The sequence below is a fragment of the Shouchella clausii genome, assembly GCF_002250115.1.
Lineage (GTDB): Bacteria > Bacillota > Bacilli > Bacillales > Bacillaceae_D > Shouchella > Shouchella clausii.
Map to the genome: position 1 here is coordinate 1 of NZ_CP019985.1, position 26,259 is coordinate 26,259.

The following is a 26,259-nucleotide window of genomic DNA, read 5'->3' on the forward strand; positions in this document are numbered from 1 at the left end:
AGCAGAGAAACGACTTGCAGAAAGCGAGCTGCGTTACAAAGCTTTATTCGACCATAATCCTGAACTTGTGTACAGAATTGATTTGCACGGGAACATTGTGGATTTAAATGATAAATTTATGCAAGTAACTGGTTATAAACAAGAGGATGCGCTCGGCAAATCAATCCTCACTTACGTCCAACCAGATGACCATGAGCGCTTGCGCTGGAAATTAGAGCAAGTCAAATTGACACGGAGAGCACACCAATGCAACCAAGTCCGTATTAACCACCGCTATGGTGATCGTGTCATTGTCAACTGTGCATCGGTTCCGATCATCATCGATAATGAATTGGTTGGCATTACAGGTTACGCCACCAATATTACAAAATATTAGAAACAGAAGAAAAGCTCCGTACGACGGAAAAGTTGGCTGTCGTTGGCGAGTTAGCAGCTGGGATTGCACATGAAATCCGCAACCCACTTACATCCCTTAGAGGGTTTGTCCAACTTTCCAGGATGAAAGCAAGGAAAATAATCCCCTTCATCGGATTATGCTCGATGAATTAGAGCGCATTAATACGATTGCGAGCGAATTGCTCGTTTTGTCACGGCCCCAAGGAGTAGTCTTCCAAAGATGCAACCTTCGCCAAGTCTTAGGGGACGTCGTTCAGTTAATGGATACAGATGCACAACTTAATGGGGCGACTCTATGCCTTCAAGCTGAAGAAGAGCTATCTCTTGAGTGCGACCCTAACCAGTTAAAACAACTGTTTATTAACGTCGTAAAAAATGCAGCAGAATCAGGGGCGAGCGCGATTGTTGTACGAGCATTCCCTAGCCGCACACAAATATGCGTGGCTGTGGAAGACAATGGCTGCGGCATTAGTGGCGACCGAATTGAAAGACTCGGCGAACCTTTTTATTCGCAAAAAGAACGGGGAACAGGGCTTGGGCTAACGATCAGCCATAAGATTGTTGATGCCCACCATGGTTCGATTCAGTATAAGAGTGAGCTAGGAACTGGTACAACGGTCTTCATTACTTTGCCGAAAGTACAATAAACCAAGTCTTAAGAAACAAAGGTTGGAGACACGGCTTCAAGCTGCTCTTTGTCTGGCAGCATCACTCAGTAGCCTGCTGATAACAGCAGGTTTTTTTATCTATACAGGGCCACCGTAACGTGATATAATCTGCCATTATTAGACGAATCGTTTTGGCTTTCAAAACGTCGCAACATTCGAACAGAAAAGGGGGATGATGCATGTCTGAGTTGGCCAAGGCATTGCAAGCCCATTTAGGGACTCAAAAAGTGACAATTAACGAAACAGCCCTTGCGCTTCATAGCAAGGACGAATCCTACCATACGCCAAGCCAACCTGAAGTGGTCGCATATCCCACATGTACAGAAGATGTACAAGCCATTATACAGATAGCTAAATCATTTTTCCGCGCCCTATCTATTCATTTGGCCTCGGCACAAGTTAGAAGGCCATGCGATTCCGTATGAAGGCGGCATCTCAATCGATTTTTCAGAAATGAATAACATTATTGCTGTAAAAGAAAAGATTTCCTTGTAACGGTTCAGCCAGGGGTAACCCGTTCTCAGCTCAATCAGGAATTAAAGAAATATGGATTATTTTTTCCAGTCCGATCCTGGCCAAACGCGACACTTGGCGGCATGGCTGCCACCAATGCCAGCGGCACAACTTCTGTGCGGTACGGCATTATGCGGGATCAAGTCCGTGACTTGGAAGTCGTTTTTAGCTGACGGGACGATGATCCGCACTGGCAATCTGCAGCCAAGTCATCATCAGGCTACCATTTAAACGGATTGTTTGTAGGATCAGAAGGCACTCTTGGCTGCTTTACAGAATTGACGTTACGTGTCCACGGCATTCCTGAACATATTGTAGCTGGGCGCTGCGGCCTTTCGGACATTAGACGACGCAGTAGCCGCTGTTGTCGCGATTTTACCAAGCTGGAATTCCCGATTGCCGCGTCGAGTTAGTAGATGAACCTTCCATTGCTAAAGTCAATGCCTTTAGCGATACTGATTACAGCCAAAAGCCGACACTATTTCTTGAATTTCATGGCAATGAAGCAGGGCTCAAACAAGACGTGGCATTTACAAAAGAAATGGTGGCCGACTACGGTTGCGAAGCCTTTGCTTTCGAAACCGATACAGCGGCACGCAACAAGCTATGGGAAGCGCGGCATAACTTGGCATATGCTTACGTGCATAGCGCCCCTGGACGAAAGCTGATGGTGACAGATGTATGCGTCCCCATTTCACAATTGGCAGACGCGATTCGCACAGCTCGAAATGCGGTCACTTGCTCTCCTTTTGAAGGAGGCATCATTGGTCCGTTGGCGATGGCAATTACCACGTTTTGCTAATGATTGACCCGGCTAACGCTGATGAGATCGAAGCGGCTAGCCGCTTAAATGAAGCGATGTCAATGATGCACTTGCCCGCGGTGGCACTTGCACAGGCGAGCATGGCGTAGGCATCGGCAAACTGAAATACCAAGCACAAGAACACGGACCAGCGCTTGGTGTAATGCAATCGATCAAACGCGCCCTTGACCCTGAAATCGAATGAACCCTAATAAATTGTTGTACACAAAGACGGAGGATGTTGTATGAAGTGGATTGAATCGCTTAGTTCTTTTGCCGGAAAATATTTTGCACTGCTTGTTATTGTAGCGGCTATCACTGCTTTTCTTGTTCCAGAAGTTTTTATCCCGATTAATGGCTATGTACCAATTTTGCTAGGCATCGTCATGCTAGGGATGGGAATGACGTTGAAGCCAGTTGACTTTAAGCTTGTTGCCACACGCCCACTCCCTGTTTTGCTTGGCCTTGTGTTCCAATTTACGATCATGCCCTTTACCGCTTCGCGATTGCTTATTTGCTGCAATTGCCGCCAGAACTCGCGGCTGGCCTTGTGCTGCTTGGTTCAGTCCCTGGGGGCACAGCGTCCAACGTCATGGTTTATTTGGCAAAAGGCGATTTACCCCTTTCAATTACAATGACGTCAATGTCAACGTTATTGGCGCCAATCGCTACACCGGCTTTGCTTTATTTGTTAGCTGGACAATGGCTGCCAGTCAATTTCGTCGACATGTTTACGATGATTGTTCAAGTCATTGTCATTCCCGTTATCGCCGGGTTATTGATTAACCGTTTCTTGCCAAAAATCGCAGCAAAAACATCTGTGGCGATGCCTCTTGTCTCTGTGCTTGCCATTCTCGCGATCTTATCAGCAGTGGTTGCCGCCAACACTGGCAGCTTGATCCAAGCAGGCTTGATTGCTTTGTTGCCGTGATGCTCCATAATGCCGCCGGCCTCGCACTAGGCTTTATAGCAGCTCTCGCTTTCCGTTTGCCGGCTAGCCAGCGTCGTGCGATTTCAATTGAAGTTGGCATGCAAAATTCCGGTCTAGGCGTCGCCTTAGCAACTGCCCATTTTACACCATTGGCTGCCATACCAAGTGTACTCGCCGCTGCTTGGCACAACATTTCTGGGCCTATCCTTGCCACATACTGGTCAAAACGGCCACTGCCACCAGAGGCCACATCACTAAATAAAAAAAGAGCTTCTTGACAAATAACCCGCCGCAACATACGGCGGGTTTCAGACTGTAGACAAACGCTCGCATACTTCGTCGTTTGCCTCGGTCATATGCTTTGAAACTGTCGTTTCATGCGCAAGAAAACCGCTGCTCATGAACCCCCGTTCTATTCGCATCTTCCCTCGCCAGCACTCCTCGTCTGACAAGCGTTTTCTATCAGTCTGAGGGTGGGTTTTTCCATGAGTTGGCTGCTTAAGAAGAAACGGTTTTTACCCCTATTCCTGTTTGGGCAAGCATGGAAAAATAAGAGGGGCATGTTTTGGCAACGCAGCCAGGATCGTCTAGTTCGATTTTATCTACTCTTGCGCCAATCAGAGCGAGCGCCATCGCCATGCGGTGGTCATCGTATGTGTTTACAACGGTTGGCGTCGGCTGGCCTGGATAAACCATTAATCCATCATGTCTTTCCTCGACACGGATACCTAAGCGGCTTAACTCTGTACAAATTGCGCGAATGCGATCACATTCATGGTGTCGGATGTGGCCAACTCCTTCAATGGCAATTGGACCGTCAGCAAAAGGAGCGATCGCGGCAAGCGTTAAGGCTTGATCGGATAATTCATTCATATTAACGGAAAACCCGCCTTTTAAACGAGGGGCCCTTCTACTTCAACAAACGATGGTCCGATTTCAAAGTTGCATCCCATTCGTTTAAGGATGGAGACAAACAGAATATCTGGCTGGCTTGTTTTCGTCGAAAAATGGCGTATACGGATTTTCCCTGCTGTGATGGCGGCAAGGGCAAGAAAGTAACAAGCCGTTGAGGCATCGGCTTCAATCGCGATGTCGTTTGCGACATAAGGAGAAGGGTTCACTTCAAGCAAGCTTAAATCAGGCGCTGCTTTCACTTCGACCCCAAAAGCTGCCATCAAGTCGATTGTGATTCGCACATACGCCTGTTGGACAATGCCGCCTTCAACAGTGATCGAGACAGGTTCTTTCGCCAATGGAGCCGCCAATAAACAGCCGCTTATAAATTGGCTGGACAGCTGGCCGCTCATGTTCACTTTTCCCCCGTTCAACCCTTCACCGGAGATGGAAAGGGGATAATGGCCCCTACGGTCGCCATACTGAATGCCTGCCCCTAATGCCTGTAATGTTTCTACCAAGGGAGCAATGGGGCGTTTGTTCATGCTTTGGCTCGCTTCCACATGCCAGTTTCCCGTTGCAGCCGCCAACATTCCAGGCAAAAAACGTCCTGCTGTTCCAGCTGAACCAATATAAAGGGAGCCAGAATGAAACACCCCTCCTCTCCCATAGACAGTCATATCGCTTCCATCTACCGCAATTTTTACCCCTGTTTTTGTAAGCGCATCGATGCACCAATACGTGTCGTCGCTTTTTAACGCATTCCTTAATGTAGAAGTGCCTGACGCAGCTGCTGCCAACAGCAATGCGCGATTTGTTGCACTCTTGCTTCCAGGCACTTCTAACGAAGCGTTTATTCTCTTTTGGCTCGGCGTTAAACGGAGGCGCTCCACCCCTGCTAAAGGCGTCCAAGGGCTACGTGCTTGTGAATCAAACTGAACCATGCTCCAATCTCCTTTGTATTCGTTCTTCCTTTTATTTTAATGACAGAAGTGATATAAATGAAATCAATATTATTAATCGATGACATAGGTGATATTTATGACAAATTTAGAGCATTACCGCATTTTTTATACAACGGCTAAAGAGCAAAACTTTAGCAAAGCCGCTTCCTCCCTATTTATTACACAGCCTAGTGTCAGCCACGCCATTAAACAATTGGAAACGCAACTAGGCGTGTCGCTCTTTGTTAGGCACTCAAAAGGGGTCTTTTTAACAAATGAAGGCAAAGTGCTTTACTCGTACATCAAGCAAGCATTTGCCCACATTGAAACAGGAGAACGGCACCTCCAATCATTGAAAGCGCTTGAAAGTGGCTCGATTACCATTGCTAGCAGCGACTCGATTTGCAAACATTATCTGTTGCCACGGGTTCCCTCTTTTTTGAAACGTTGGCCGAAGCTTGACATTAAGTTCCAGCATGGCTCGACGCCAGACATTATGAAAAAACTAGAGCAAGGGCGAAATCGACATAGGGATTGTGCACTTGCCTATTAACGAGAAGGACATGGAAATAACCCCTTTTAAAACGACGACTTGCCTTTTTTGTACTAGTCCAACATACAAAACGCTTCATGACGGTACCCATTCATTAGCGGAGCTAACCCGCTACCCGCTTGTCTCTTTTTCAGCAGGGAGCAGTACTCGCTCTTTTCTTGAGCATTTATTCCAACAACAGGGGCAAACGTTTTCTCCAGAGTTGGAAGTCGGAAGCATTGAACTGCTAATTGAGTGCGCCAAGCTTGGCATGGGAATTGGCTTTGTTGCTAAAGAGCTGATCGAAAAGGAACTTGAGCGAAGCGAGTTAGTCGAAATCCCAGTCGATATAGCCATCCCCACTAGGGAAATCGCGCTCATCACAAAAAAAGCAGCGCCACTGTCAATCGCAGCGCGCCGCTTTTTTAACCATTTACTTGCCGATTAAATTACTCGACTTTTTCCGTATCACGTAAATAGAAAATACTTGCTGGATATTGCCAGAACCCTTCAATGTCATCGCCCATGCCGGCCAATAACACAGAGTGGTACAAATTGACGACTGGCGCTTCTTCGGCCAACACATTTTGCGCTTCTTCATAAAGGGCCAAACGCTTCTGTTCATCCGTCTCTTTACGCGCTTGCTCTAGCAAATCGTCTAATTGCTCATTGGCAAAGAACGTTCTGTTGCCAGGGGCGCCAAAGTTGGATGAATGGAACATCGGATACAAGCCATAATCGGCATCGACGGTTACGGTTCCCCACGTGCCGATAAACATTTCCGTCTCGCCATCACCGGTCATTTCCAGATAAGTAGCACTCTCAACCGGATTAATGGAAACGTTTATGCCAATTTCTTCAAGTTGGGCTTGCAAGTAGGTAGCCAAATCAACTAATGAGGCAGTGCTGCTGTTTACAGTTAATGTCGCATCAAAACCGTCTTCATAGCCTGCTTCTTCCAGTAGCTGCCGCGCTTCTTCTTGGTCATATTCGAACGTATCGATGTTTTGGCTGTAACCTGTAACAGTAGGCGCAAGTGGCCCAATCGCCGGTTCAGCAACACCGTCCAATAAGCCGTTAATAATGCTGTCTTTGTCAATCGCCATACTAATGGCTTGGCGTACTCGCTTATCAGTAAACGGTTCAACTTCAGTGTTAAAGCCTAGATAAGTCAAGTTCGAGCTTGGAGATTGTTTCACAGTCGTGTTTTCGGCAGACTCGATTTCCGAAATGCTGCTCGGGTTAACAGGGTAAATAAGATCCGCTACATCGCCTTGCAACTCAGCAATTCGCGTTGCTTCCTCTGGAACCGTTTTAAAAGTAATTCCGCTTGCTTTGGCAAGGTTGTCCTTGTCCCAGTAATCTTCATTCCGGGTTACAGAGACCGATTCGCCTGATGTACGGCTGTCCAATTCAAAAAAACCAGTGCCGATCGGATGTGCATCTACGTATGAAAAAGCAGGTTCGCCGTTTTCGATTGCTTCATAATCAGCATCAATCGCTTCTTTGCTAATCATTCCACCAGCTGGATGGGCTAAATGGGAAGGAAGCGGCGAAAATGGGCCGTCTGTATGGATATGAACCGTGTACTCATCGATGACTTCGACATCGGTGATTTTATCAAACAAAAACGCAACAGGGGAACCTAGATCTGGGTCGCGAACACGGTCCAAGTTGGCTTTAACAACTTCAGCATTAAATTCACTGCCGTCGTGGAATGTCACGTCTTCACGCAACTTTGCTTCCCAGACATCATCTTCTATTTGTTCAAGGCTTGTCGCCAAGCTTGGTTGAATCTCATTGTTTTCATCAAACTCAACCAACTTATTGTAAAGAGTCCCCATTACATATAATGAATTCCCATCATTTGCCCCATGGGGGTCGAGAGAAACAGGATCAGACGACAAATCAATCGTTAGCTCGGCCCCGCTTGCGCTGTTTTCCGCCTCATCGCTTGTATTTTCTGCTTGTTCAGGGTCGTTTGAGCACGCAGTAACGACAAGCATGGCAGAAGCTGCAACCGCTAACCATAAAGCGTTTTTCTTAAACATGATGTCACCTCTTTTGTTGTTTCCCCTATTATACTTAATCTCCCATAAGATTACTAGACTTTTTATAAGAGGGTTTGGTGAAAGCCATCATTTCTGGCATCGGCAACAACACCAGAGCGCTTTTAGCGCCCTGGCCGACAAGCGTTTTCTATCAGTCTGGGATTTTGTCGACTATATCGACCCTTTTGCGCCCTAGTTATGAAATTTTACGTTTAAAAATCCAACGGTTGTAATAAAACAAGCTTGCTGGAAAACCGCCTAGTTTGATTAATTGTTTTGCTTCTGCTTTCAAACGAGGATGGCTCATCACTTTTTTATCTGATAAATACAACGCGTACAGCCCTGTTTTCAACAGCAAATGGAATTTTTTATCGGGAAGCATTTGCAGCTTTTCTGTCGCCTTCTCATCAATGTATTTAAAACGCTCGAACATTTCTTTGCTGTCCCGATAATAAGCGACAAAATTCATTTCGTTTTCTTGGCGGTCTTCTTCTTGGTCAATAAAATAATCGAGCAGAATATGGACGCCTTGTACCCAAGGAAAATACGCCTCTTTTATTTGCTGGCCTTGAGCAGTCTGTACAGGGGCAGCAGCATAAGCGGCCATACAGTATAAGGCAAGGGTAGAGGCTGTTCCGCAAGCAAATTCATACCAACGCATCGTCGGGGCAAAATGTTTGTTGCGTTCATAAAAATCCTTTAATAACGGCTCACGTTTTTCTTCCTCGACATGCTTGTATACTTGAAAGTCAATGTAAAACTGGGATACTTCCTGCATATGCGTTTGCATGTCCGCAAATCCAGGAAAAGAAGCAGTCGCTTCCCGGCAAGCATCGACCAATTTCCGCAAATACCCGTTGTCTTCGAAGCGATCACGATACTGATAATAATCGCCATACGGTTTGTCAGGCGTCAAACAGTCTAAAAGTGCTTGATGGATGGAACGGAAATCATTTGGATCATGGGCATCATTTTTGTCACAAAGTGTATCAAGATAATCACAAATCGTTTGGTAGGCAACTAAAAATTGAATATGGTTGTCCTTATTTTCTCCTGCCAGCAATGCAAAAATGCTGCCGCCTTCACAATGAAACGTTTTATCATTGACCGTCCAAGCGGCTTGCTCCCGGATTTCGACATCCTCGATTTTTAATGCTTCTTGATGCCATTTCTGCAGCTCGGCATGCGCTTTTGGCACGGTTTCCTTAAAAGCTAGTTGTATAATTTTAAATGGGTTGGCAGGCACTGTGCCCATATGTATTCCTCCTTCAACAAGGCAAGAAAGTCCGCTGCTTTAACTTTACCATATCAAAGGAAGCAATTCCTCTCAGAAGCACTCACTCTCATTTATTCTCATTTAATTGTCACGATTAGAAAAGAAACGCTTTATTGAAATGAGCAGTTCGTCAAAAAAGACGAGGAAGACTAACCCTATTGATATCAAAATCCATGAAGTGCTCCCTTCAAATGCCAAACCGCCAACTAAAATCAGAATCATTCCTAAATAAAAGCCAATGTCTTCTTCGCTGTTCCACTTCCTAGTCGGAGTGGGTTCCGCTATTAGCTCGCTCTCCTTTAATAAATAATCAGTCGTAACGTCGAATAATTCACTTAGACGGACAATATTTTGAATGTCTGGCAAACCTTTGTCTGTCTCCCATTTCCACACGGCTTGCCTGGAAACGTTCAATTCTTTCGCCAATTGTTCTTGAGAAAATCCTTGTTCTTCACGGAGCTGTTTCAGTTTGCTTCCAAAAGAATGCATGTTTGCTCACCTCTCTCCCTATGATAGCAAATATAACATCATCGTGTACGCTACTTGCCGTTTACCAATGACAACGATCGGTTGAAAACCTGTTTACAGCCGTTTTACATAGCGGATTATGCATATATAAATCCGTGTTCAACAGTTGATCATAAAACATCGTTTTCGATTTTTTATCAGCTATTTTTCTACTTTCCAAACTTCCTATTGGGTTTGCTCGCTCCTTCTGACTGCGCTATACTGTAAAAGAACAAAAAGCGAGGTGAACGATGCCAGATAGCCTAAGTTGCCTTTTCTAAGACTATTTTTCAACTAAAGGAGCTGCTAGGCATAATGAACTCATTGAAAACAAACCGCCTCTACCTTCGGGAATTGGCAGACGAAGATGCCCCCGAGCTGTTCACCATTTGGTCAACGCCGGCGGTCACAAAATTTATGAATATCATTCCGTTAACGGATGTCACACAAGCAGAAGACATTATTAAGATGTTTGCACAGCTAAGCAAAGAAAAGAAAGGAAACCGATATTCGATTTTTCTCGCTGAAACAGGCGATCTGATTGGCACTTGCGGCTTTAACCAGCTTGATGCTGACAATGACAGAGGCGAAATTGGGTATGAATTAGGGGAACGTTATTGGGGCCATGGTTATATGAAGGAAGCGCTCATGAAATTGGTGGAAGTCGGCTTTGCTTCATTTGCATTAAATCGGATTGAAGCAAAAGTCGAACCAGAAAACAGCGCCTCGATTGGCTTGTTAGAGAAAATCGGTTTTCAAAATGAAGGGCTTTTGCGACAGTATGAAAAGGCAAAAGGCCGGTATATTGACCTTTATTTGTTTAGTTTATTAAAGGAAGAGTGGGCTTAACTAGTCCACTCTGAGACTGAGGCAAACAACGACATCGTTTGTCTACAGTCCGAGAGCGGGCTTAAGCCCGCTCTTTTCCTTTTAGCGTCTTCGTTGCCGAAGCGTTATTTTGTTTTCTCGCGCTTCGGTAATGATAACGGCCTCTAACGATGTTGAGTATACACAACCCGCCAAAAATGACAGCGAATGAGAGCGGATTTTCAAGCAGAAAGAATGAGCCAACGGCAACTGCCAGACAAACCGCTGCACTTAGAAAGTAAAGATGATGTCGAACCATTGTGATTCATCCCTTTGCGGACTTTTTTGTGAAACGCCCGTTTACGGACTTCGACATAGTTGCCAAGGCTCCTCTAATTCGTTGATCATTTTCCTTTTCTATCCTTTGATGCCAGTTAGCGTAACACCTTCAACAAAATATTTTTGCCCAAGAAAGAAGACAAGAATCGCCGGCAACGTCATGACAGTCGCCGCAGCCATAATTAAATTCCAGTCCGATGTATACGTGCCTTGGAGCTGCAAAAGACCGAGTGCCAGTGTAAACAATGATTCGTCATTTAAGTAAATCAATGGGCCGAAAAAGTCATTCCACACATTCGTGAAAGTGAAAAAGGCAACAACTAGTAGCGCAGGCTTGACAAGGGGCAGGAGCACAAAAACAAAAATTTGCACATAATTGGCGCCATCGATTAATGCCGCTTCGTCTAATTCCCGGGGAATACTCATAAAAAATTGCCTCATTAAAAAGATGAAGAAGCCACCACCGCCAAAAAAGCTTGGAAACACAAGAGGCCAATACGTATTAATAGCGCCAAGCTCCGTCCAAAGCATAAAGGTTGGGATTAATGTGACGGCAGGTGGAAGCATCATCGTGGCAATAATGAGTGTAAACCAGATATTTTTCCCTGGAAATTGAAGGCGTGCAAAACCAAAACCGCACATGCAACTTGTCAACACTGTCCCGATTAGGACAGGAATCAGGATAAACAGTGTATTTTTCAAATACAAGCCGAATTCAACCACTTCAAAAATTTCAATAAAATTTCCCCATAGCCAATGATCCGGCAACATTTTCGGCGGAAATTGGAAAATTTCAGAAGAGGTCATGAGCGCACTTCGTACCATCCAGAAAAATGGCAGCAACGACAGAGCCGCTCCGAAAAGCAACAGGCAATAAGCGATGATTTTCCAGCCTCGGCTTCGCATTATTTGCCACCTCCGTAGAAAACCCAGCCTTTGCCCCATCTAAAAATCAACACCGTGAACAACGAGACAACAAGGAACAAAATCCACGCTAATGCGCTGGCATACCCCATATTACTGTGGACAAATGCTTCTCGATAAATTAAATACACATAAAACAAACTTGCGTTATTGGGCCCTCCCTCTGTCATAATATAGGCTTGGTTAAACGTTTGAAATGCGCCGATTAGTCCCATAATCAAATTGAAGAAAATGATTGGCGAAATAGTAGGGATTGTCACAAAGCGGAACTGGTGCCAAGCATTTCCGCCATCCAACTCGACTGCTTCCAATTGGTCTTTCGGGATTTCTTGCAAACCGGCTAGAAAAATGAGCGCAGCGCCGCCACAGCCCCATATGCTTAACAAAATCAGCGACGGGATAACCGATGCCTCGTCATAGATCCACATAGAGGCAGGGAGCCCAAAGAAGCGGAGAATGCCATTGAGCAGGCCAAATTCTGGATTAAACAACCACATCCATAAAATGTTTGCTGCCACTGCTGGCACAAGTACAGGCAAATAAAAGAGCGTCCGCCACAGCCCTTGCCCTTTTATCTTCATGTTCATAAGCAGAGCGATCAACAAGGCAGCGACGAGTGTGGCGGCAGTGCTGGCAAACGCAAAATACAACGTAACGACAAGTGCTTGCTTAAAATAAAGATCTTCTGTGAAAATGGTTATATAATTGTCGAACCCAATCCAATTGATTGTGTCCGCGATCACTTGGTAATCGGTAAAGCTCAAAACCAAGCTGGCAACAATCGGGCCAATTGTCCAAACGAGCAAGCCTAAAATCGCCGGCAGCGTAAACAGATAGCCAGCAAGATGCTCTTTTCTCGCAAACCGAGTCGTTTTTTTCCTAGCCCCCATCGACGGTTTCAGCGGTTCAATGTCCACATTTGCCCCCTCCCTACTCATATTTGTCGCCAAACTGGCGTTTCATCCTTGGCATAATGTCATCAAGTACGACTTCCTCTGCTGTTTTGTTGTTTAGCCATAGCTGGTCTAAGGCAGGTGAAATGATGTCGCCTGCTTTTTGCCGATCATCCCAAAAATAATTCGGGTTTTGGACAACGTAGTCTTTAGCCCAGTCGACCACTGCCTCTTCGTATTCAGGTGGATGAATCGGCGTGTCGATCCAACGCTCTATTTTTTCACGATCCTCGTACCAGGCTGTTTCGTTTGGCATCCACAGCCCTTCATGAATAAGCATTAGTACATTTTCTGGATCCATGATGTATGTTAAAAACGTATCGACTGCTTGCCTATGCTCGCCTTCCTTCCCTGTCTCAAAGGCGACAATCGGCGTCCCATAATTAGTCGTTGCCGGTTGTTCAAAATACGGCAGTACGCCGATGCCAAAGTCCAAGCCGTCCTTAACACTCGCCCGGCCAAGCTCCTGCATCGCCCATTGGCCGTCAACAGCCATAGCGACACGCTTTGTTAAAAGCGCCGTGTCTGTCGCTGGAACGGTTGATAAATCCGACGGCTTTGGCATCACATGATGCACATACATTAAGTCGGCAACGTGCTGCAGCACTTCTATTGATTCAGGTTGATCGATCAACAACTGTTTGCCTGTTTCATCAACAAAACCGCCGCCGTTGCTGAATAAGAAAGAGTCGATCCACCCCGTAAAATTGCTGACGCCGTATGTTTCAATCCGGTTCTCATCAAAGCCAGGCTCATTCGCCCTCCGTCCGTTCCGATCTACAGTAAGCATTTTGGCGACTTCGACAAATTCATCCCAGCTCCATGCCTCTTCTGCTTTTGTCGGCGGCAGTTCTACTCCCGCTTCTGCAAACAATTGTTTGTTGTAATAAATGTTTATCACTTCATTCGCGACGCTGCCCCCAGCAATCGGCCCATCATGAAACTGATATAGCGTATAATCGAGCTTTTCGTTTGCTTCGTCTCCTGTCAACAATGGCGTCAAATCGCGAAGCATGCCGTTTTCCACCCACGGGTACAAGCTGCCCTCTGGAAAATAGCCTACGTCGGGAAGTGTTTTCGATGCAGCCATCACATTCATTTTCTCCACATAGCTATTAATCGGGACAAGCTGTGCCCTCACTTGAATCCCTGGATGCTCGTTATTAAATGTGGCAATTAATGTTTCAACTGCTTCTCGCTCTAGCGGCCCACCCCAGTAGGTAAAACGCAGCTCTACTGGGTCATTGGTGCCGACAGAAGCAAACAGGCAGCCGGAACAACTAAAGGCGGCTAGAAGCGTGACAACATGACAGGCGTCCTTTAACAGACCTTTCATTGGCCTTTCCTCCTCCTTTCAAAAGCTATATATGGCGCAGCCAAACAGCCATCTCGCCTTCGCCGCGGTTTGCCCAGGCATAATAAGGGATGAACTGCAATGTCACTTCTTCTGTTTGCAACGCCTCTTTAGGCAAATAGAGAGACTCGTTTGCATTGGCTGTGACTGTACGAACGCCTTTTCCCTTGAGCACGATCACGCCATTTAAGCGATCATTAGCAAAGGACGCGTCGATGTTTTCCTGGCAGCGGATTGCGACACTTTGCAAGTTGCTGCCGTTGTCTGCTTCTTCCGCACAAAACACGATAGGTCCCCGTTGCAGCGCAATTTTGCCAGCGTTGGCTCTTACCTGTGGATGGGCATGGATCACTTTCGTTTCCAGCGGAAACTCGATCGAAAGATGGTCGCCTTTTTGCCAAGTCCGCTCCACGTAAGCGTAGCCGTTGCGGACTTCCACATCGACAAAGTGGCCGTTGACAGTGAGTTGATAATCGCTTGCCCAGTTTGGAATACGGAAGGCAAGCGTAAATGGCCTGCTCGTGTCTGGGTTCACTTCCAGTCCCACCTCTCCCTGCCATGGAAAGGAAGACTTCATTTTCAGTGTCACTTCACCTGAACCGATTGTGAGCGTCGATTCGTTTCTGATGTAAAGGTGGATAAATCCAGTTTGATTTTTCGTTGTATAAATGTATTGGCCAATAGAAGCCAGCAGCCTCGCTATATTTGGCGGGCAGCATGCACAGCCGAACCACGGTTGGCGCTCTGTTTTGACATGCTTTAAATCGTGGCGGTGCTTGGCAGCTTGTGGCCACACTTCAAGGGGATTCACGTAGAAAAACTTCGTCCCATCAAGCTGGATGCCGCTGATGGTGCCATTATAGAGCGCCCGTTCCATGACATCGCCATAGCGGCTGTCTGCTTCAAGTTCCAGCATTTTTTTGGCCCAAAAAACTAGCCCGATCGAAGCGCATGTTTCTGTATAAGCCAAATCATTTGGCAAGTCATAAGCAAATGTAAATGCTTCGCCAAACTCTGCCGAGCCGATGCCGCCTGTAATATACATTTGCTGGTTGGTCACATTGTCCCAAAGCGTTCGGCACACTTTCGCCAACTGCTCATCATCTGTTTCATTCGCTAAATCCGCCATAGCGGTGTACATATAAACGGCGCGAACGGCGTGGCCCGTTGCTTCTTGTTGCTGCCGTACAGGTAGGTGTGATTGTGAATACTTGTATCGACCGCGGTACCAAAACGTTCCGTCCTCGCCTCGTTTTTTTGCTTCCTCGTCAAAAAAGTGGGGCTCCTTTCCCCGTTCTTCTATAAAAAATTGCGCCAACCGCAAATAGCGTGGTTCTCCTTTAACGCGATACAATTTTAATAACGCAAGCTCGATTTCTTGATGGCCGTCATAGCCTCTAAATTTCCCAGGTTCAGGACCAAACACTTGGTCAATTAAATCGGCAAACTTGCACACCACATCCAAAAGCGCCTGTTTTCCTGTCGTTTCATAATAAGCAACTGCCGCCTCGATCAAATGCCCAGCTACATAAAGTTCGTGATTGTCGCGCAAATTGGTCCACCTTTTTGTCGGCGCTTTGATCGTATAATGCGTATTTAAGTAGCCATCCGGTTGTTGGGCACGGCTAATGAGCGCAATGAGTTCATCACAGCGTTGCTCCAGCTTAGGATCAGGCCTTTCGGCAAGTGCATAAGCGGCCGCTTCAATCCATTTAGCCACATCACTGTCTTGGAAAACAAAGCCATGAAATTCGCCCTCCGCTTCGCCAGCAGCGATTTTTAAGTTTTCAATCGCATGGCTCGGCGCCGCCCCTTCTATATCATCATGCAATGCTGCCCATTGGTAAGGAATCACCTTTTCCTTTACTACGTCAATATAACGCCCCCAAAAATCATCGGTTACGCGTATATGGCGATTGCGTTGTTCAAGCATTGTCATCCTCCTTTTGTTGTAAGCCCTTTCAAAAATGATCATACCAAGCCTTGTTTTTGCTGTCGGTAGCGAGGAAATAAGAAAAGGTGGACTTTTCCGCCCTTCTTTCGTACGATGGAAAAAAATACGGGGAGGCGGACTTATCCATGGAAAGCGACTATTTAATGATTCATGCGCTAGAACCCGTTCGTTACGCATCGGCCGGGCGAGTCGAAACAATGAAGCCCTTTTGCCATCCTACCCGCACGCTGGACAGCTATGTATTGTTGATCGGCATTCGCGGCTCTTTGTTCATTGAGCAAGAAGGCCATTTATACGAAGTCGGTCCTGGCCATACGTTGCTTTTAAAAAAAGGCATTAAACATAGGGGGATCAAACCGTCTAAGCCTGGCTTGTCCTACTATTGGTTTCACTTTAATTTAGACAATCATCGTGCAACGTATCTAGACAAAAAACAAATGGACGAACAGATTATGCGCTTTCGGCAAGAACCGTACAGCCATATCCTTGCTTCATTCATTTTTATACCGACGTTTTTCAAGCCACCAGCAATCGAAAGGCTGAATATTTTGTTTAATCAACTAACAGACCTTGCCCAAGGAGGTTGCCGCACCCATTTAGGCGCCAGTTATATTATGACGTCATTGCTAATTGAATTATCAGAACAACTGATTGCCTCTTATGCTTCGCCTCTTACGAAAACGAGCCTCCAACGCGATTTATCCCACATTATGGAATGGATTCGGGTATACGCGAACCAACCTCTTACCGTTAAGCGTGTCTCCGACCAGTTTAATTACAACCCAGACTATTTAACGAGGCAGTTTAAACAGCATATTGGCATGTCTTTGCAAAAATACATTATACTTGTCAAAATGACAAAAGCAAAAGACATCTTATCGCGGACGAGACGCACGATTAAAGAAGTCGCTGCTGACGTTGGCATCCAAGACGAAAAATATTTTATGCGCCTCTTCAAAAAAACAGAAGGCATGACGCCGACTGCATTCCGCAAAGCGTTTTACCGAATCCATTTAACAAATTTAAAGGAGTAGGCATGAACGCGCCTTTCTCCTTTCTTCACGCCCAGTAACTCTTCTCACGGGCATGGCCGACTTCAAAAAACACTTCGCGCTTCCCAAATTTCCACTCGCCAAATGACGGCATTACGGAACCTACATTTCCCCATTTCTTGATTAATTATTGATAATTATCCGCTATCCTTATTTCAGTTAACGATGACATGGAAAAGGAGAGGTCTTTGTGAGCACAATGATGTTAGAGACGAAACAACTGAGCAAACGCTTTGGCAAACAGGCTGCTGTAGCAGACGTGTCATTACGCGTACCAAAAAACAGCATCTATGGGTTGCTTGGCCCTAATGGTGCAGGAAAATCAACAACGCTAAAAATGTTAACGGGCATTTTACGCCCCAGTTCTGGGGAGATTTTATTTGACGGCCGCAGTTGGAACCGGTCTATGTTAAAAGACATTGGTTCTCTGATTGAAGCCCCGCCCCTTTATGGCAATTTAACAGCATTTGAAAATGTGAAAGTACATGCCTTATTGCGCGGGCTTCCTACACAACGAATCGAGGAAGTCCTCCATACCGTCGATTTAACTTATACTGGCAAGAAAAAAGCTGGCCAATTTTCGATGGGAATGAAACAAAGGCTCGGCATTGCCATTGCTCTTTTGAATCAGCCGAAATTGCTCATCCTTGACGAGCCGACGAACGGATTGGACCCACTTGGCATCCAAGAATTAAGGGAGCTGATTACGTCTTTTCCGCAAAAGGGCATGACCGTCATTTTATCAAGCCACATTTTGTCGGAAGTCCAATTAATGGCAGACCACATTGGCATCATAAGCGAAGGGCGCCTCGGCTACCAAGACAGCATCAAAGGCGAAGATGACTTAGAAAGGCTGTTTATGGAAGTTGTAAAAACAAACAGGAGGAAATAAACAATGTTCATCTCATACATGAAAGCTGAAAACTTAAAGCTAAAAAGAACATTTGCGCGAAAAATGATTGGCATCGTCCCACTCTTAACAGTTGCTTTTTCTTTTATTATGAACATGGAATACTTTGTGTATCTCACCTTCAATTGGTGGTCGATCATGTTTATGCCGATGATGATTGCTTTGTTTTGTGCTTTGGTTCACGTCCGGGAAAAGCAGGCATCCAACTACAACGGCATTTATTCAGCCCCTGTCGATTTGCGGCTCGTTTGGCTAGCGAAAGCAAGCGTTATTGCCCTTTATTCCCTTGCTTCACAACTGATTTTTCTTGTGGTCATGTTTCTGATCGAAGCGGTTGTGTCCATTTTTCCAGTTGGTCCTTTCCCTGTTATCGCTGCTTGTTTCTTACTGTGGGCGACAACATTATGGCAAATTCCGTTTTGTCTCATGCTTGCCAAAAAATTCGGCTTTGCGTTTTCCTTGATCATTAACCTTTTTGGCTGCCTAGTATTAGGCATTATCGCCGCCTCGAAAGCTTACTGGTGGGCATGCCCGTGGAGCTGGCCGATCCGAGCAATGAGCCCAACGATTGGCATCCACCCAAATGGCTTGCCCCTTGAAGAGGGCGACCCATTGCTTAGCATGACAGTCATCCCGATCGCTATCATACTTTCTTTATTGTTGTTCGCAGCATTGCTTATGATCTCTCAAAAGTCTTTCGCTTTTGCTGTTGTGCAGAAGTCGAAACAGGAGGTGGCATAAAGGCGTGCAACTGCTACGATGTTTATATGCCGACGTTCTTAAAACGAAACGCACTGCTTTTATGTGGCTCCATTTACTTGCTCCACTGCTGTATTCAGCGGTATGCCTGCTTTATTTCCACGCCCGGGAACTCGAGGGCGCTCATATCTATGAGTTGTTTATGACGCCATTAGCGATTGCCTTGCCTTTTGTCGTTGCCCTTGTGTGCGGTCTGACTGTTTCTCAAGAAGAACGAGCGGGGCACTTCCAAAATATTGTCGGCGCTCCATTACCGAAACTCATTCCGTATTTTAGCAAAATGACATTTCTTATTTTGCTAAACGGCGTTTCCATCTTTTTGGCGATCGGTTTATTGTCGCTAGGTTTCCTCTTATCAAATGCCGAACTACCACTTCTGCCTTTTTTAATTGGCGGAGCATGGCTAGTTGCCACAAGCGTTGTTCTTTATTTTTTCTATTTTTTTGTTAGTTGTTTGTTTGGAATCGGTGCGTCTGCTTTGTTTGGCGTCGCTGGCTTGCTAATGACAGCGCTTATGGGCACAGGGCTAGGCGATGCTTGGTGGCAATACAACCCTTGGGCTTGGGGGATACGGTTATCCGGGTATGCGGGGATCGTCGAGTTTGAACAAATGGAACCCGCTTTCTTATCATTTCTTCAACAAGAAATGCGTATTGGGTTCATGATCGTCGCATCTGTTATACTATTCGTAACGGTTATAAGCAGTATGTGGTTTCATCGTTGGGAAGGAAAAAAGGCGTCAGAATAAGATTTTTGACGCTTCTCTCATCCATAAGTAAAAAGAACGTTTAATAAGGAATGGTTAACAGATGGCAAACATTCTTGCAGTCGATGACGAACAAGACATTCTTGTGCTTATCGAAAATATTTTGCAGCGTGATGGACATAAAGTCGATACGATCGCCCAAGCAGACAAAGTCGCTCTTAACGATTTTGCTGGTTACGACCTAATTTTGCTCGATGTGATGATGCCCCATATCAATGGGTTTGAGTTATGCGAAAAAATCCGGCCTATTGTTGATTGCCCAATTCTGTTTTTAACAGCGAAGGCAGAGGAAACCGCAGTCGTAGAAGGGTTTACAAGCGGTGGGGACGACTATATTTCAAAACCGTTTAGCATACGAGAACTCAGCGCTAGAGTAAACGCCCATTTGCGCCGAGAAAACCGGGAAAAACACCATACTAAACGGGTGATCTCAGGGTTTGTCTTCGACTTTGACAATAAAGAAGTGTATATTAACAACCAAAAGCTAAACTTGACAAAAAACGAATATAAAATTTGCGCCTTTTTGGCGCAAAACAAAGGACGCACATTTTCAAGGGACCAAATTTACGATGAAATTTACGGGTTAGACGGCAATGCCTTGCATGGCACGATTACTGAATTTATCCGCACCATCCGCAAAAAATGCAAAGAACACGAAGTCGACCCGATTAAAACAGTTTGGGGAATCGGATACAAATGGGAATAGGCAATCGAAACAAGACGCTGCGACGGGAACTGATTTTTTATATGATGACATTAGGCGTTAGCCTAACAATGGTGGCCGCCCTCTACTTGTTGCTTCATATCATCGCATTAAATGCAGGCTTTGTTTACCCAGCTAATCACTATGAACGTGAAGCTGAACAGCTGAGGCCGTTATTAGAAACAGTGGAACAAGTGACAGAAAACATGATCCCTGAGATGATGTCTTACGCCATTTTTGATAAAGAATTAAACGTCAAAACAAAAGGAACGCTATCGGACAAGAGTTTACAAACTGTACAAAGCATGCTTGCCAATGAGCCCTATACAAACCATATTCGCCAAACTGGCTATATGGTTGTTGAACGGCCCGATGAAATTGGCGTCATCGAATACCCATTGCGAGCGGAATTCCGTTCCCCTTTCTTGCGGCAGTATTTGCCGAACTATGAACTAACGAGCATCGCCCTGCTCGTCATCCTGCTTATTGCGACCGCTTTTGCTGTAACGACACACTTTGCCAACAGGATGAAAAAACAGTTTAAAAAACTCCATTCGATAACGAAACAGATTCAAGAGCAAAATCTCGATTTTATTCCTGAGTTTTCCAAAATCAAGGAATTTGATGAGATCATTGACTCCCTGCTGGAAATGAAACAGTCCCTCCAGCATTCATTGAACACGCAGTGGCATATGGAAAAAGCCAAAGGCGAACAAATTGGTGCCCTCGCCCATGACCTTAAAATCCCGGTAACGGTCATTAAAGGGAATGCAGAATTATTAAGCTTGAGCGGACAACAAGAAGAACAGTCGGCGTATACGCACTATATTTTAAACGCGGTCCATAAAATCGAGCAATACATTTCCCAATTGATCCACTTGTCCCATACAGACGGATCTTTGCCGCTGACATTACGTAAAACCGACTTAGCGCCATTCATTGAAGTGTTGTTGGCGGACGCTTCAGCCTATAAAGGAAGCAAAAACGTTAAAATCGTCTGCCAAAAAAACGAGTTAACGGCAGCTGAAGTCGACAAACATCTTCTCCATCGTGCTTTGCTAAACATTGTCACCAATGCGATTGATTACACACCTGAACAAGGATCTATTTTCATTGAGGCAGCCTGCACGCCAACGACTTTCCACTTTACTGTGACGGACACCGGCAAAGGGTTTTCTGCTGAAGCATTAAAGCGGGCGACAGAGCTCTTTTTTATGGAAGAGAAAAGCAGACATCCAAACAACCATTACGGCATTGGCCTTACTTTCGCTTCCAATGTTGCCAAGCTTCATAATGGCAGCCTCTCGATTGAGAATGCCGCTTCAGGAGGGGGTTCCGTTCATGTAGCGATTCCGATCACAGCCGAGAACTGGAACGAAGGGATGAAAATGGAATAGTCTTTCTTAGAGGATATGGTCGCTACCGATGGGGGCACGAATAACCTTTTCCTCCGGTAGCGTAACCGTGCTTTTTAGGAACCGAGGCATTCCCGGTCATGGCATCACGCCTGGACTGCCTTCGGCCCACTTTCTTCCGATGTGCTTTCCTAGCTATTTGGCGACTCTGCCTCCAACCCCATCATCGCGCCATAATATTGCTGGGCGGTAGTAAAGGCAATAAACGCACAAAGCTCACTTATTTCTTTTGTAGAAAACTGCTCTCTCAACAGTTGGAACAGCTTATCATCAATCGCATCTCTGTTCTTAAGGAAAACGTCGGCAAAACCAGTCGCCAACACCGTCTTCTCGTCAACGTGGTGCTGATCTGGCTCTCCTTTCGCCTTGCAATAAGCACAGCCGTTTCCTTGGGCAAGTGTTCTTCTAACTTGCTCTTTTAGCTCCACGCTAAGACTTCCTTCCCGCTCTAGTTGGGTGGCCAAATTTCCCCATGCTTCTAAAATATTTGGATTATGGCCAAGCAACTGTTGGAATGGCGTTTGGCCGATAGGTGATTTCTCAATTCTTGCCATTTGTCTGCCTCCTTTGTACAATTCCATTATATAAAGTGATCATTCTGATAAACATAGGAAACGTAATGAATTTATTGTTTTCACTTTATAAATCGAAATCATAAAAAGGAAATACATTAAAATGAAAATGGACGATACCGACAGAAGTCTATTAAAGCTTTTAAAGCAAAACAGCCGCTTGTCGATGGCAGAACTCGGGCGGCGCGTCAATTTGTCTTCACCATCGGTGGCAGAACGGGTAAAACGAATGGAATCGTTTGGATTGATCAAAAAATATACGATTGAAGTCGATTATGAGAAATTAGGCTTGCCGATCCAATGCATTGTCGAAGCATCGATTAAACATGGACGCTACGATGCGTTCAAACATTATATCCAAACGTTGCCGAACGTAGAATTTTGTTACCGCGTCGCAGGCAAAGCTTGTTATTTGCTCAAACTGCAATTTGCAAGCTTTGCCGACGCCGAAGCATTTATTGATTCTGCAAGCCCGTACGCGTCAACTGTAACTCATTTTATTTTCTCGCAAGTCGATTGCTCGCTGGAAGGCTAGCCACTATAAAGCTGCTAGCCTCCTAACATAGCGTTCTTCCTTAAAAAATGATTTGCACGAGTTGGGCGCCAATAAGCAGCGCCATCGCCCAAATGCAAATGGCCGAGACTTTGTTGACGCGCACAAGCCATGTACCTCTCTTATCGATCGCCCGCACCGTTTTCCCACCAGCTGCAAGCAAAAAGAAAGCGAGCCAAGAAACAGCAATGCATGCTAGCGCAAATATCGCTTTTTCACTTAAACTTTCATAGCGAAGCGAACTCGTGCCTATTACGCCAATTGTATCCAATACCGCGTGAGGATTTAAAACTGACACGGACAGAGCAAATAACACTTGCTTTTTCATTGACAACGTTTCGTCTACGGCACTGGCATGTTCCGGTTTTGCCCGCCAAATCGATTGTCCGATCCATAGCAAAAAGATAAACCCGCAAACGAGCAAGAACACTTGCAGTCCAGGAATAGCAAGCACCGCTGCCGACACACCCATGACAGCAAGCAAAATGAGAGCCGTATCGCATAATGATGCCGTTATGACAGCTGGCATTGCGTTTAACAGCTTTTTATGTGTCGCTCCTTGATTAAAAATGAACAAATTTTGTGGACCGAGGGGCAATATGAGCCCAATTGATAAAATCATGCCATGTAAAAAAGCGATTCCCATTGCCTTCATCCTTTTATTGATTTTGCTCTTCCTCTCTTACCTTAGCTGTGGTTTAATAAAAACAACACCACCAATTGGCTGGGAAAAGACCCAACCAATTTTGAAGGGATTACACCATGGAAATTCAACTAGACCGACACAGCCAAACAACCCTTTTTGAACAAATTTATACACGGATGCTTGACCGCATTTACCAAGGCGAATGGCCACCAGGAACAAAGCTTCCTCCTCAACGAAAATTAGCCGAGCAATTAGGGGTCAACCGCTCAACGATCATCGATGTCCTCGATGAGTTAAAAGCAGAAGGATGGCTCGAAAGCAAAACAGGGTCAGGCACGTATGTAGCCCACAATAGCTGGCAAACACTCTTCCCCCGTCAATATCACTGGAAAGAACGGATACGAGCAGGCATTCACCAGCCTAACTTGCAGACGATCCAGCTTATTAATGAATATGAAACAAAAGAGATCATCCGCCTGGGCACAGGGGAATTATCGCCTAGCCTCCTTCCGACAAAACAATTGGAAGAAGTGTGGCAATCGATTTCGCTTGAGCCGCGGACAATCGGGTATTCAGAGCCTAAAGGGCACAAAGCGCTTAGACATGCAGTAGCCGCCCATTTGCAAAAAAGAGGCATCCAGACATCCCCAGACTGCATTCTTATCGTCTCCGGCGCGCTCCAAGCACTCCAGCTCATCTCACTAGGATTGTTGCCACAGCATTCCACGATTTACTACGAGGCGCCCTCTTACATCGAGTCGTTGCATTTGTTCCAATCAGCGGGCATGCGCCTTTCTCGCCTTCATTCTGGCGCCGAAAACATGACGTACAGCAAGTCACAGAAGCACGGATTGTTTTATACGATCCCGACGCTAAACAATCCGTCAGGGACGATATTGACGGAGGCAGATAGACATGACCTCTACCAACATTGGACAAATTTGCAAATCCCGATTGTGGAAGACGATGTGTATAATGAGCTCGCTTTTTCCACCATCCCCCCGGCGATGAAATCGTTTGACACAGCAGGAAATGTCTTATATCTTGGCAGCCTTTCAAAAACGGTCAGCCCTGGATTAAGAATCGGTTGGGTGGTTGCCCCAGAACCAGTCGTCGATAGGCTAGCGGACATAAAAATGCAGTTTGATTATGGGGCCAGCGGCTTTTCCCAGCTACTCGCTGCCACTTGGCTCGCTTCGCCTCATCATGAAGCCCACATGCGGCAACTACGGGAAAACCTACAGCAACGGGCCACTTTCATGGAAGCATTGCTTGCCAAACATTTTCACAACATAGCCGTTTGGCAAAAGCCTAAGGGAGGGTTTTACATCTGGCTCCGCTTCCATCAACCGCTGGTGACGAAAGCACTCTTTTTAAAACTATTACAAAAAGGAGTCCTTATTCATCCAGGCTACTTATATGATCGAAACAACCACCACCATTTGCGGCTTTCGTTTGCTTACGCTTCACTTCCAGAGTTGGAGAAAGGAATCGATTTGTTGGCGCAAGCAGTCAAAGCGATGACGACTTGATAGGACATCAGTAAATAGACAAAAAGCCCCCTAAAGCAAACCAACTGTTCGCCTTAGGGGGCACATACAATTAGCCAAACCCCTTTAAATGCGCTAACAAAAAGGGGCATTACTGTGTGAGCCGCTTCAATCACTGACGCTGCCGAAACCATTTTCGCATCAATACAATATGGGCTTGATGGTAACGACTATGGTCAGCCATATGCCAAATGCCCCAACCGATTGTCGCTGTATGATCGTTGTATGGAATGATCTTATCCAGCTCTTCATCCTTAAGCGTTTTACACGTCTCTTTAAAAGATTGGAACACGACGTCGTAAGCATCGAGCACATCGACGATGGTCGAGCCGCTCTCAACGGCAGGCAGCTTCCCTGTTGCATCAAGTTCTGGCCCATATGCTTTTTCTAGCTCGACAGGAAGAGGTTCTTCCTTGATTCGGTAATTCCACTGCAAATCAACAAAAGCCAAATGCTTCAACAGCTGGCCAATGCTATTGTATGCTTGGCCAGGCCCTTTATAGAAAAGCTCTTCTTCCGACACCTTTTCCAAAAGCCCCCGAAGTCGCTCGTAATTCTCCTCCACCATCGAAAAGAGCATATTCACGCGCGGCTCCATCTCTGTTTGTCTATGTAAATGATAATGCAAAGCAATCCCTCCCCTACTTGTCAGCGTACCGAGTATAGTCACAAAAATCTACTTTCCTGCTTGAGGCAAGGAACGATCGCCTTTTTGCTATTTTGTGGTAAAATGGACGTACAGACGTTCACCGCAGCAAACACCGCCTATTTAAAAAATGCGTTTTTGACAAGGCAGCCATTACGGGCGTGCACCGAGATGGACAAGTAGCTGCGCGATTAAAAAACGCGGCATGACCTCATTTAATGCGTTTAAAGACCGATTTTGCAAACGTAAGAAACTAAAACCAACACATAAAAAAGGCGTGGTCTAAATGGGTCCTACTTTTTACGATCCGAAGAAACATGCCGTTATTCTATTTGATGGCGTGTGCAATGTATGCAACCATTCAGTCCAGTTTATTGTCAACCATGACAAGAACGGTTATTTTTTGTTTGCCTCTTTGCAGTCGCCGGTAGCGGAATCTTATTTCTCCACACTAGGCATTTCCGACAAAAACCTACGTTCAATCGTGTTGATTGAAGGAGAGCAGTATGTAACCGAATCAACCGCAGTCCTACGAATTTGCAAAAAACTAACCGGACTATGGAAAATTCTCTATGTACTTATTCTTGTCCCTCCCTTCATTCGCGACCCCGCTTACCGCTGGTTTGCGCGAAACCGTTACCGCTTCTTCGGCAAACGAGAGCAATGCATGATCCCCTCCCCTGAAATAAAAACGCGCTTTTTAGATTGATGGTGGCGCAAAAAGGGAGCCGTGTATGAGCTAGACGTTGCGGTTTTTTTGTGAAAACACCACTTATCATCTCAAATAGAAAACAATTCCTGAAATAGGAGAGAGCCGGTAACCGCGAAATAGGGTTATCGGC

General features: G+C 45.6%; 29 protein-coding genes and 2 pseudogenes. 18 read left to right on the forward strand and 13 right to left on the reverse strand.

Features of this window, described 5'->3' with window-relative positions; all coding sequences use genetic code 11:
• Positions 1-67: 67 nt before the first annotated feature.
• From BC8716_RS00005 to BC8716_RS22625, 6 genes and pseudogenes are all read left to right on the forward strand, one after another.
• Complete coding sequence (locus tag BC8716_RS00005; protein ID WP_257392272.1) at positions 68-376, forward strand: PAS domain S-box protein; 309 nt, start codon at positions 68-70, stop codon at positions 374-376.
• 32 nt (positions 377-408) lie between these two features.
• Entirely contained in the window at positions 409-549 is a 141-nt protein-coding gene (locus BC8716_RS22210) for a histidine kinase dimerization/phospho-acceptor domain-containing protein (RefSeq protein WP_157730314.1), read from the forward strand.
• Between the two features lie 107 nt (positions 550-656).
• Positions 657-1,043 (forward strand): ATP-binding protein, encoded by a 387-nt coding sequence (locus BC8716_RS00015; RefSeq protein WP_169715889.1) that lies wholly within the window; start codon positions 657-659, stop codon positions 1,041-1,043.
• A 200-nt stretch (positions 1,044-1,243) separates the two neighbouring features.
• Positions 1,244-2,628, forward strand: a pseudogene (locus BC8716_RS00020) (FAD-binding oxidoreductase).
• A 152-nt stretch (positions 2,629-2,780) separates the two neighbouring features.
• Positions 2,781-3,310, forward strand: a pseudogene (locus BC8716_RS22620) (bile acid:sodium symporter family protein).
• A complete protein-coding gene (locus BC8716_RS22625) occupies positions 3,307-3,588 on the forward strand; it encodes a bile acid:sodium symporter family protein (protein ID WP_257392273.1) in 282 nt (93 codons plus the stop codon). The pseudogene BC8716_RS22620 and the gene BC8716_RS22625 overlap by 4 nt, the downstream one beginning before the upstream one ends.
• 220 nt (positions 3,589-3,808) lie before the next feature.
• Here BC8716_RS22625 and BC8716_RS22940 read toward each other — a convergent pair whose 3' ends face one another.
• Together BC8716_RS22940 and BC8716_RS00030 are read right to left on the reverse strand one after the other, a co-directional pair.
• Complete coding sequence (locus BC8716_RS22940; RefSeq protein WP_367576745.1) at positions 3,809-4,183, reverse strand: carboxyvinyltransferase; 375 nt, start codon at positions 4,181-4,183, stop codon at positions 3,809-3,811.
• Between the two features lie 20 nt (positions 4,184-4,203).
• The gene (locus BC8716_RS00030; protein WP_367576747.1) at positions 4,204-5,148 is read right to left on the reverse strand and encodes a 3-phosphoshikimate 1-carboxyvinyltransferase; all 945 of its coding nucleotides are present in this window, start codon (positions 5,146-5,148) and stop codon (positions 4,204-4,206) included.
• A 97-nt stretch (positions 5,149-5,245) separates the two neighbouring features.
• Here BC8716_RS00030 and BC8716_RS22630 point away from each other — a divergent pair, with 97 nt between their 5' ends.
• Positions 5,246-5,701: a LysR family transcriptional regulator gene (locus BC8716_RS22630; RefSeq protein ID WP_257253900.1), complete on the forward strand. Its 456-nt coding sequence runs from the start codon at positions 5,246-5,248 to the stop codon at positions 5,699-5,701.
• Between the two features lie 10 nt (positions 5,702-5,711).
• Positions 5,712-6,128 carry a LysR family transcriptional regulator substrate-binding protein gene (locus BC8716_RS22635; protein WP_257007986.1) on the forward strand — a complete coding sequence of 139 codons (417 nt, stop codon included), beginning with the start codon at positions 5,712-5,714 and terminating at the stop codon, positions 6,126-6,128.
• A 1-nt stretch (position 6,129) separates the two neighbouring features.
• Here BC8716_RS22635 and BC8716_RS00040 read toward each other — a convergent pair whose 3' ends face one another.
• From BC8716_RS00040 to BC8716_RS00050, 3 genes are all read right to left on the reverse strand, one after another.
• Positions 6,130-7,731, reverse strand: coding sequence for a glutathione ABC transporter substrate-binding protein (locus BC8716_RS00040; RefSeq protein ID WP_094423401.1), 1,602 nt, complete (start codon positions 7,729-7,731; stop codon positions 6,130-6,132).
• Positions 7,732-7,927: 196 nt separating this feature from the next.
• Positions 7,928-8,986: a tetraprenyl-beta-curcumene synthase family protein gene (locus BC8716_RS00045; RefSeq protein ID WP_094423402.1), complete on the reverse strand. Its 1,059-nt coding sequence runs from the start codon at positions 8,984-8,986 to the stop codon at positions 7,928-7,930.
• A 102-nt stretch (positions 8,987-9,088) separates the two neighbouring features.
• Positions 9,089-9,496, reverse strand: a complete 408-nt coding sequence (locus tag BC8716_RS00050) for a helix-turn-helix domain-containing protein (protein ID WP_094423403.1) — start codon at positions 9,494-9,496, stop codon at positions 9,089-9,091.
• Between the two features lie 333 nt (positions 9,497-9,829).
• Here BC8716_RS00050 and BC8716_RS00055 point away from each other — a divergent pair, with 333 nt between their 5' ends.
• Positions 9,830-10,363 (forward strand): GNAT family N-acetyltransferase, encoded by a 534-nt coding sequence (locus BC8716_RS00055; RefSeq protein ID WP_094423404.1) that lies wholly within the window; start codon positions 9,830-9,832, stop codon positions 10,361-10,363.
• A 61-nt stretch (positions 10,364-10,424) separates the two neighbouring features.
• Here the strand turns inward: BC8716_RS00055 and BC8716_RS00060 are convergent, their stop codons facing one another.
• The 5 genes from BC8716_RS00060 to BC8716_RS00080 form a co-directional block, all read right to left on the reverse strand.
• The gene (locus tag BC8716_RS00060) at positions 10,425-10,640 is read right to left on the reverse strand and encodes a hypothetical protein (RefSeq protein ID WP_094423405.1); all 216 of its coding nucleotides are present in this window, start codon (positions 10,638-10,640) and stop codon (positions 10,425-10,427) included.
• Positions 10,641-10,738: 98 nt separating this feature from the next.
• Positions 10,739-11,566, reverse strand: a complete 828-nt coding sequence (locus BC8716_RS00065) for a carbohydrate ABC transporter permease (protein ID WP_169715890.1) — start codon at positions 11,564-11,566, stop codon at positions 10,739-10,741.
• Positions 11,566-12,474: a carbohydrate ABC transporter permease gene (locus tag BC8716_RS00070; protein WP_094429125.1), complete on the reverse strand. Its 909-nt coding sequence runs from the start codon at positions 12,472-12,474 to the stop codon at positions 11,566-11,568. The genes BC8716_RS00065 and BC8716_RS00070 overlap by 1 nt, the downstream gene beginning before the upstream one ends.
• A gap of 40 nt (positions 12,475-12,514) precedes the next feature.
• On the reverse strand, positions 12,515-13,873 hold the full coding sequence (locus tag BC8716_RS00075) for an ABC transporter substrate-binding protein (protein ID WP_094423407.1): 1,359 nt from the start codon (positions 13,871-13,873) through the stop codon (positions 12,515-12,517).
• A 25-nt stretch (positions 13,874-13,898) separates the two neighbouring features.
• Complete coding sequence (locus tag BC8716_RS00080; protein WP_094423408.1) at positions 13,899-15,824, reverse strand: glycoside hydrolase family 127 protein; 1,926 nt, start codon at positions 15,822-15,824, stop codon at positions 13,899-13,901.
• Between the two features lie 146 nt (positions 15,825-15,970).
• Between BC8716_RS00080 and BC8716_RS00085 the strand changes: the two genes are divergently transcribed.
• The 6 genes from BC8716_RS00085 (at position 15,971) to BC8716_RS00110 (ending at position 21,432) form a co-directional block, all read left to right on the forward strand.
• Entirely contained in the window at positions 15,971-16,879 is a 909-nt protein-coding gene (locus tag BC8716_RS00085) for an AraC family transcriptional regulator (RefSeq protein WP_094423409.1), read from the forward strand.
• Between the two features lie 217 nt (positions 16,880-17,096).
• Positions 17,097-17,789, forward strand: a complete 693-nt coding sequence (locus BC8716_RS00090) for a lantibiotic protection ABC transporter ATP-binding protein (protein WP_095238742.1) — start codon at positions 17,097-17,099, stop codon at positions 17,787-17,789.
• Positions 17,790-17,792: 3 nt separating this feature from the next.
• Positions 17,793-18,548 carry a lantibiotic immunity ABC transporter MutE/EpiE family permease subunit gene (locus BC8716_RS00095; protein ID WP_094423411.1) on the forward strand — a complete coding sequence of 252 codons (756 nt, stop codon included), beginning with the start codon at positions 17,793-17,795 and terminating at the stop codon, positions 18,546-18,548.
• A gap of 4 nt (positions 18,549-18,552) precedes the next feature.
• Positions 18,553-19,314, forward strand: coding sequence for a lantibiotic immunity ABC transporter MutG family permease subunit (locus tag BC8716_RS00100; protein ID WP_094423412.1), 762 nt, complete (start codon positions 18,553-18,555; stop codon positions 19,312-19,314).
• Between the two features lie 61 nt (positions 19,315-19,375).
• Positions 19,376-20,038: a response regulator transcription factor gene (locus tag BC8716_RS00105; protein ID WP_094423413.1), complete on the forward strand. Its 663-nt coding sequence runs from the start codon at positions 19,376-19,378 to the stop codon at positions 20,036-20,038.
• Positions 20,029-21,432, forward strand: a complete 1,404-nt coding sequence (locus BC8716_RS00110) for a sensor histidine kinase (RefSeq protein ID WP_094423414.1) — start codon at positions 20,029-20,031, stop codon at positions 21,430-21,432. Before BC8716_RS00105 ends, BC8716_RS00110 begins: the two co-directional genes overlap by 10 nt.
• A 149-nt stretch (positions 21,433-21,581) precedes the next feature.
• Here BC8716_RS00110 and BC8716_RS00115 read toward each other — a convergent pair whose 3' ends face one another.
• Positions 21,582-22,004 carry a carboxymuconolactone decarboxylase family protein gene (locus BC8716_RS00115; protein ID WP_094423415.1) on the reverse strand — a complete coding sequence of 141 codons (423 nt, stop codon included), beginning with the start codon at positions 22,002-22,004 and terminating at the stop codon, positions 21,582-21,584.
• 121 nt (positions 22,005-22,125) lie between these two features.
• Here BC8716_RS00115 and BC8716_RS00120 point away from each other — a divergent pair, with 121 nt between their 5' ends.
• Positions 22,126-22,557 (forward strand): Lrp/AsnC family transcriptional regulator, encoded by a 432-nt coding sequence (locus BC8716_RS00120; RefSeq protein WP_094423416.1) that lies wholly within the window; start codon positions 22,126-22,128, stop codon positions 22,555-22,557.
• A 40-nt stretch (positions 22,558-22,597) separates the two neighbouring features.
• Here BC8716_RS00120 and BC8716_RS00125 read toward each other — a convergent pair whose 3' ends face one another.
• The gene (locus BC8716_RS00125; RefSeq protein ID WP_094423417.1) at positions 22,598-23,230 is read right to left on the reverse strand and encodes a LysE/ArgO family amino acid transporter; all 633 of its coding nucleotides are present in this window, start codon (positions 23,228-23,230) and stop codon (positions 22,598-22,600) included.
• Positions 23,231-23,337: 107 nt separating this feature from the next.
• Between BC8716_RS00125 and BC8716_RS00130 the strand changes: the two genes are divergently transcribed.
• Positions 23,338-24,753, forward strand: coding sequence for an aminotransferase-like domain-containing protein (locus BC8716_RS00130; RefSeq protein WP_094423418.1), 1,416 nt, complete (start codon positions 23,338-23,340; stop codon positions 24,751-24,753).
• A 130-nt stretch (positions 24,754-24,883) separates the two neighbouring features.
• On the opposite strand, the gene BC8716_RS00135 is transcribed toward BC8716_RS00130, so the two are convergent.
• Positions 24,884-25,399: a DinB family protein gene (locus tag BC8716_RS00135; protein WP_094423419.1), complete on the reverse strand. Its 516-nt coding sequence runs from the start codon at positions 25,397-25,399 to the stop codon at positions 24,884-24,886.
• Positions 25,400-25,703: 304 nt separating this feature from the next.
• Between BC8716_RS00135 and BC8716_RS00140 the strand changes: the two genes are divergently transcribed.
• A complete protein-coding gene (locus BC8716_RS00140) occupies positions 25,704-26,126 on the forward strand; it encodes a thiol-disulfide oxidoreductase DCC family protein (protein ID WP_094423420.1) in 423 nt (140 codons plus the stop codon).
• Positions 26,127-26,259 lie beyond the last annotated feature (133 nt).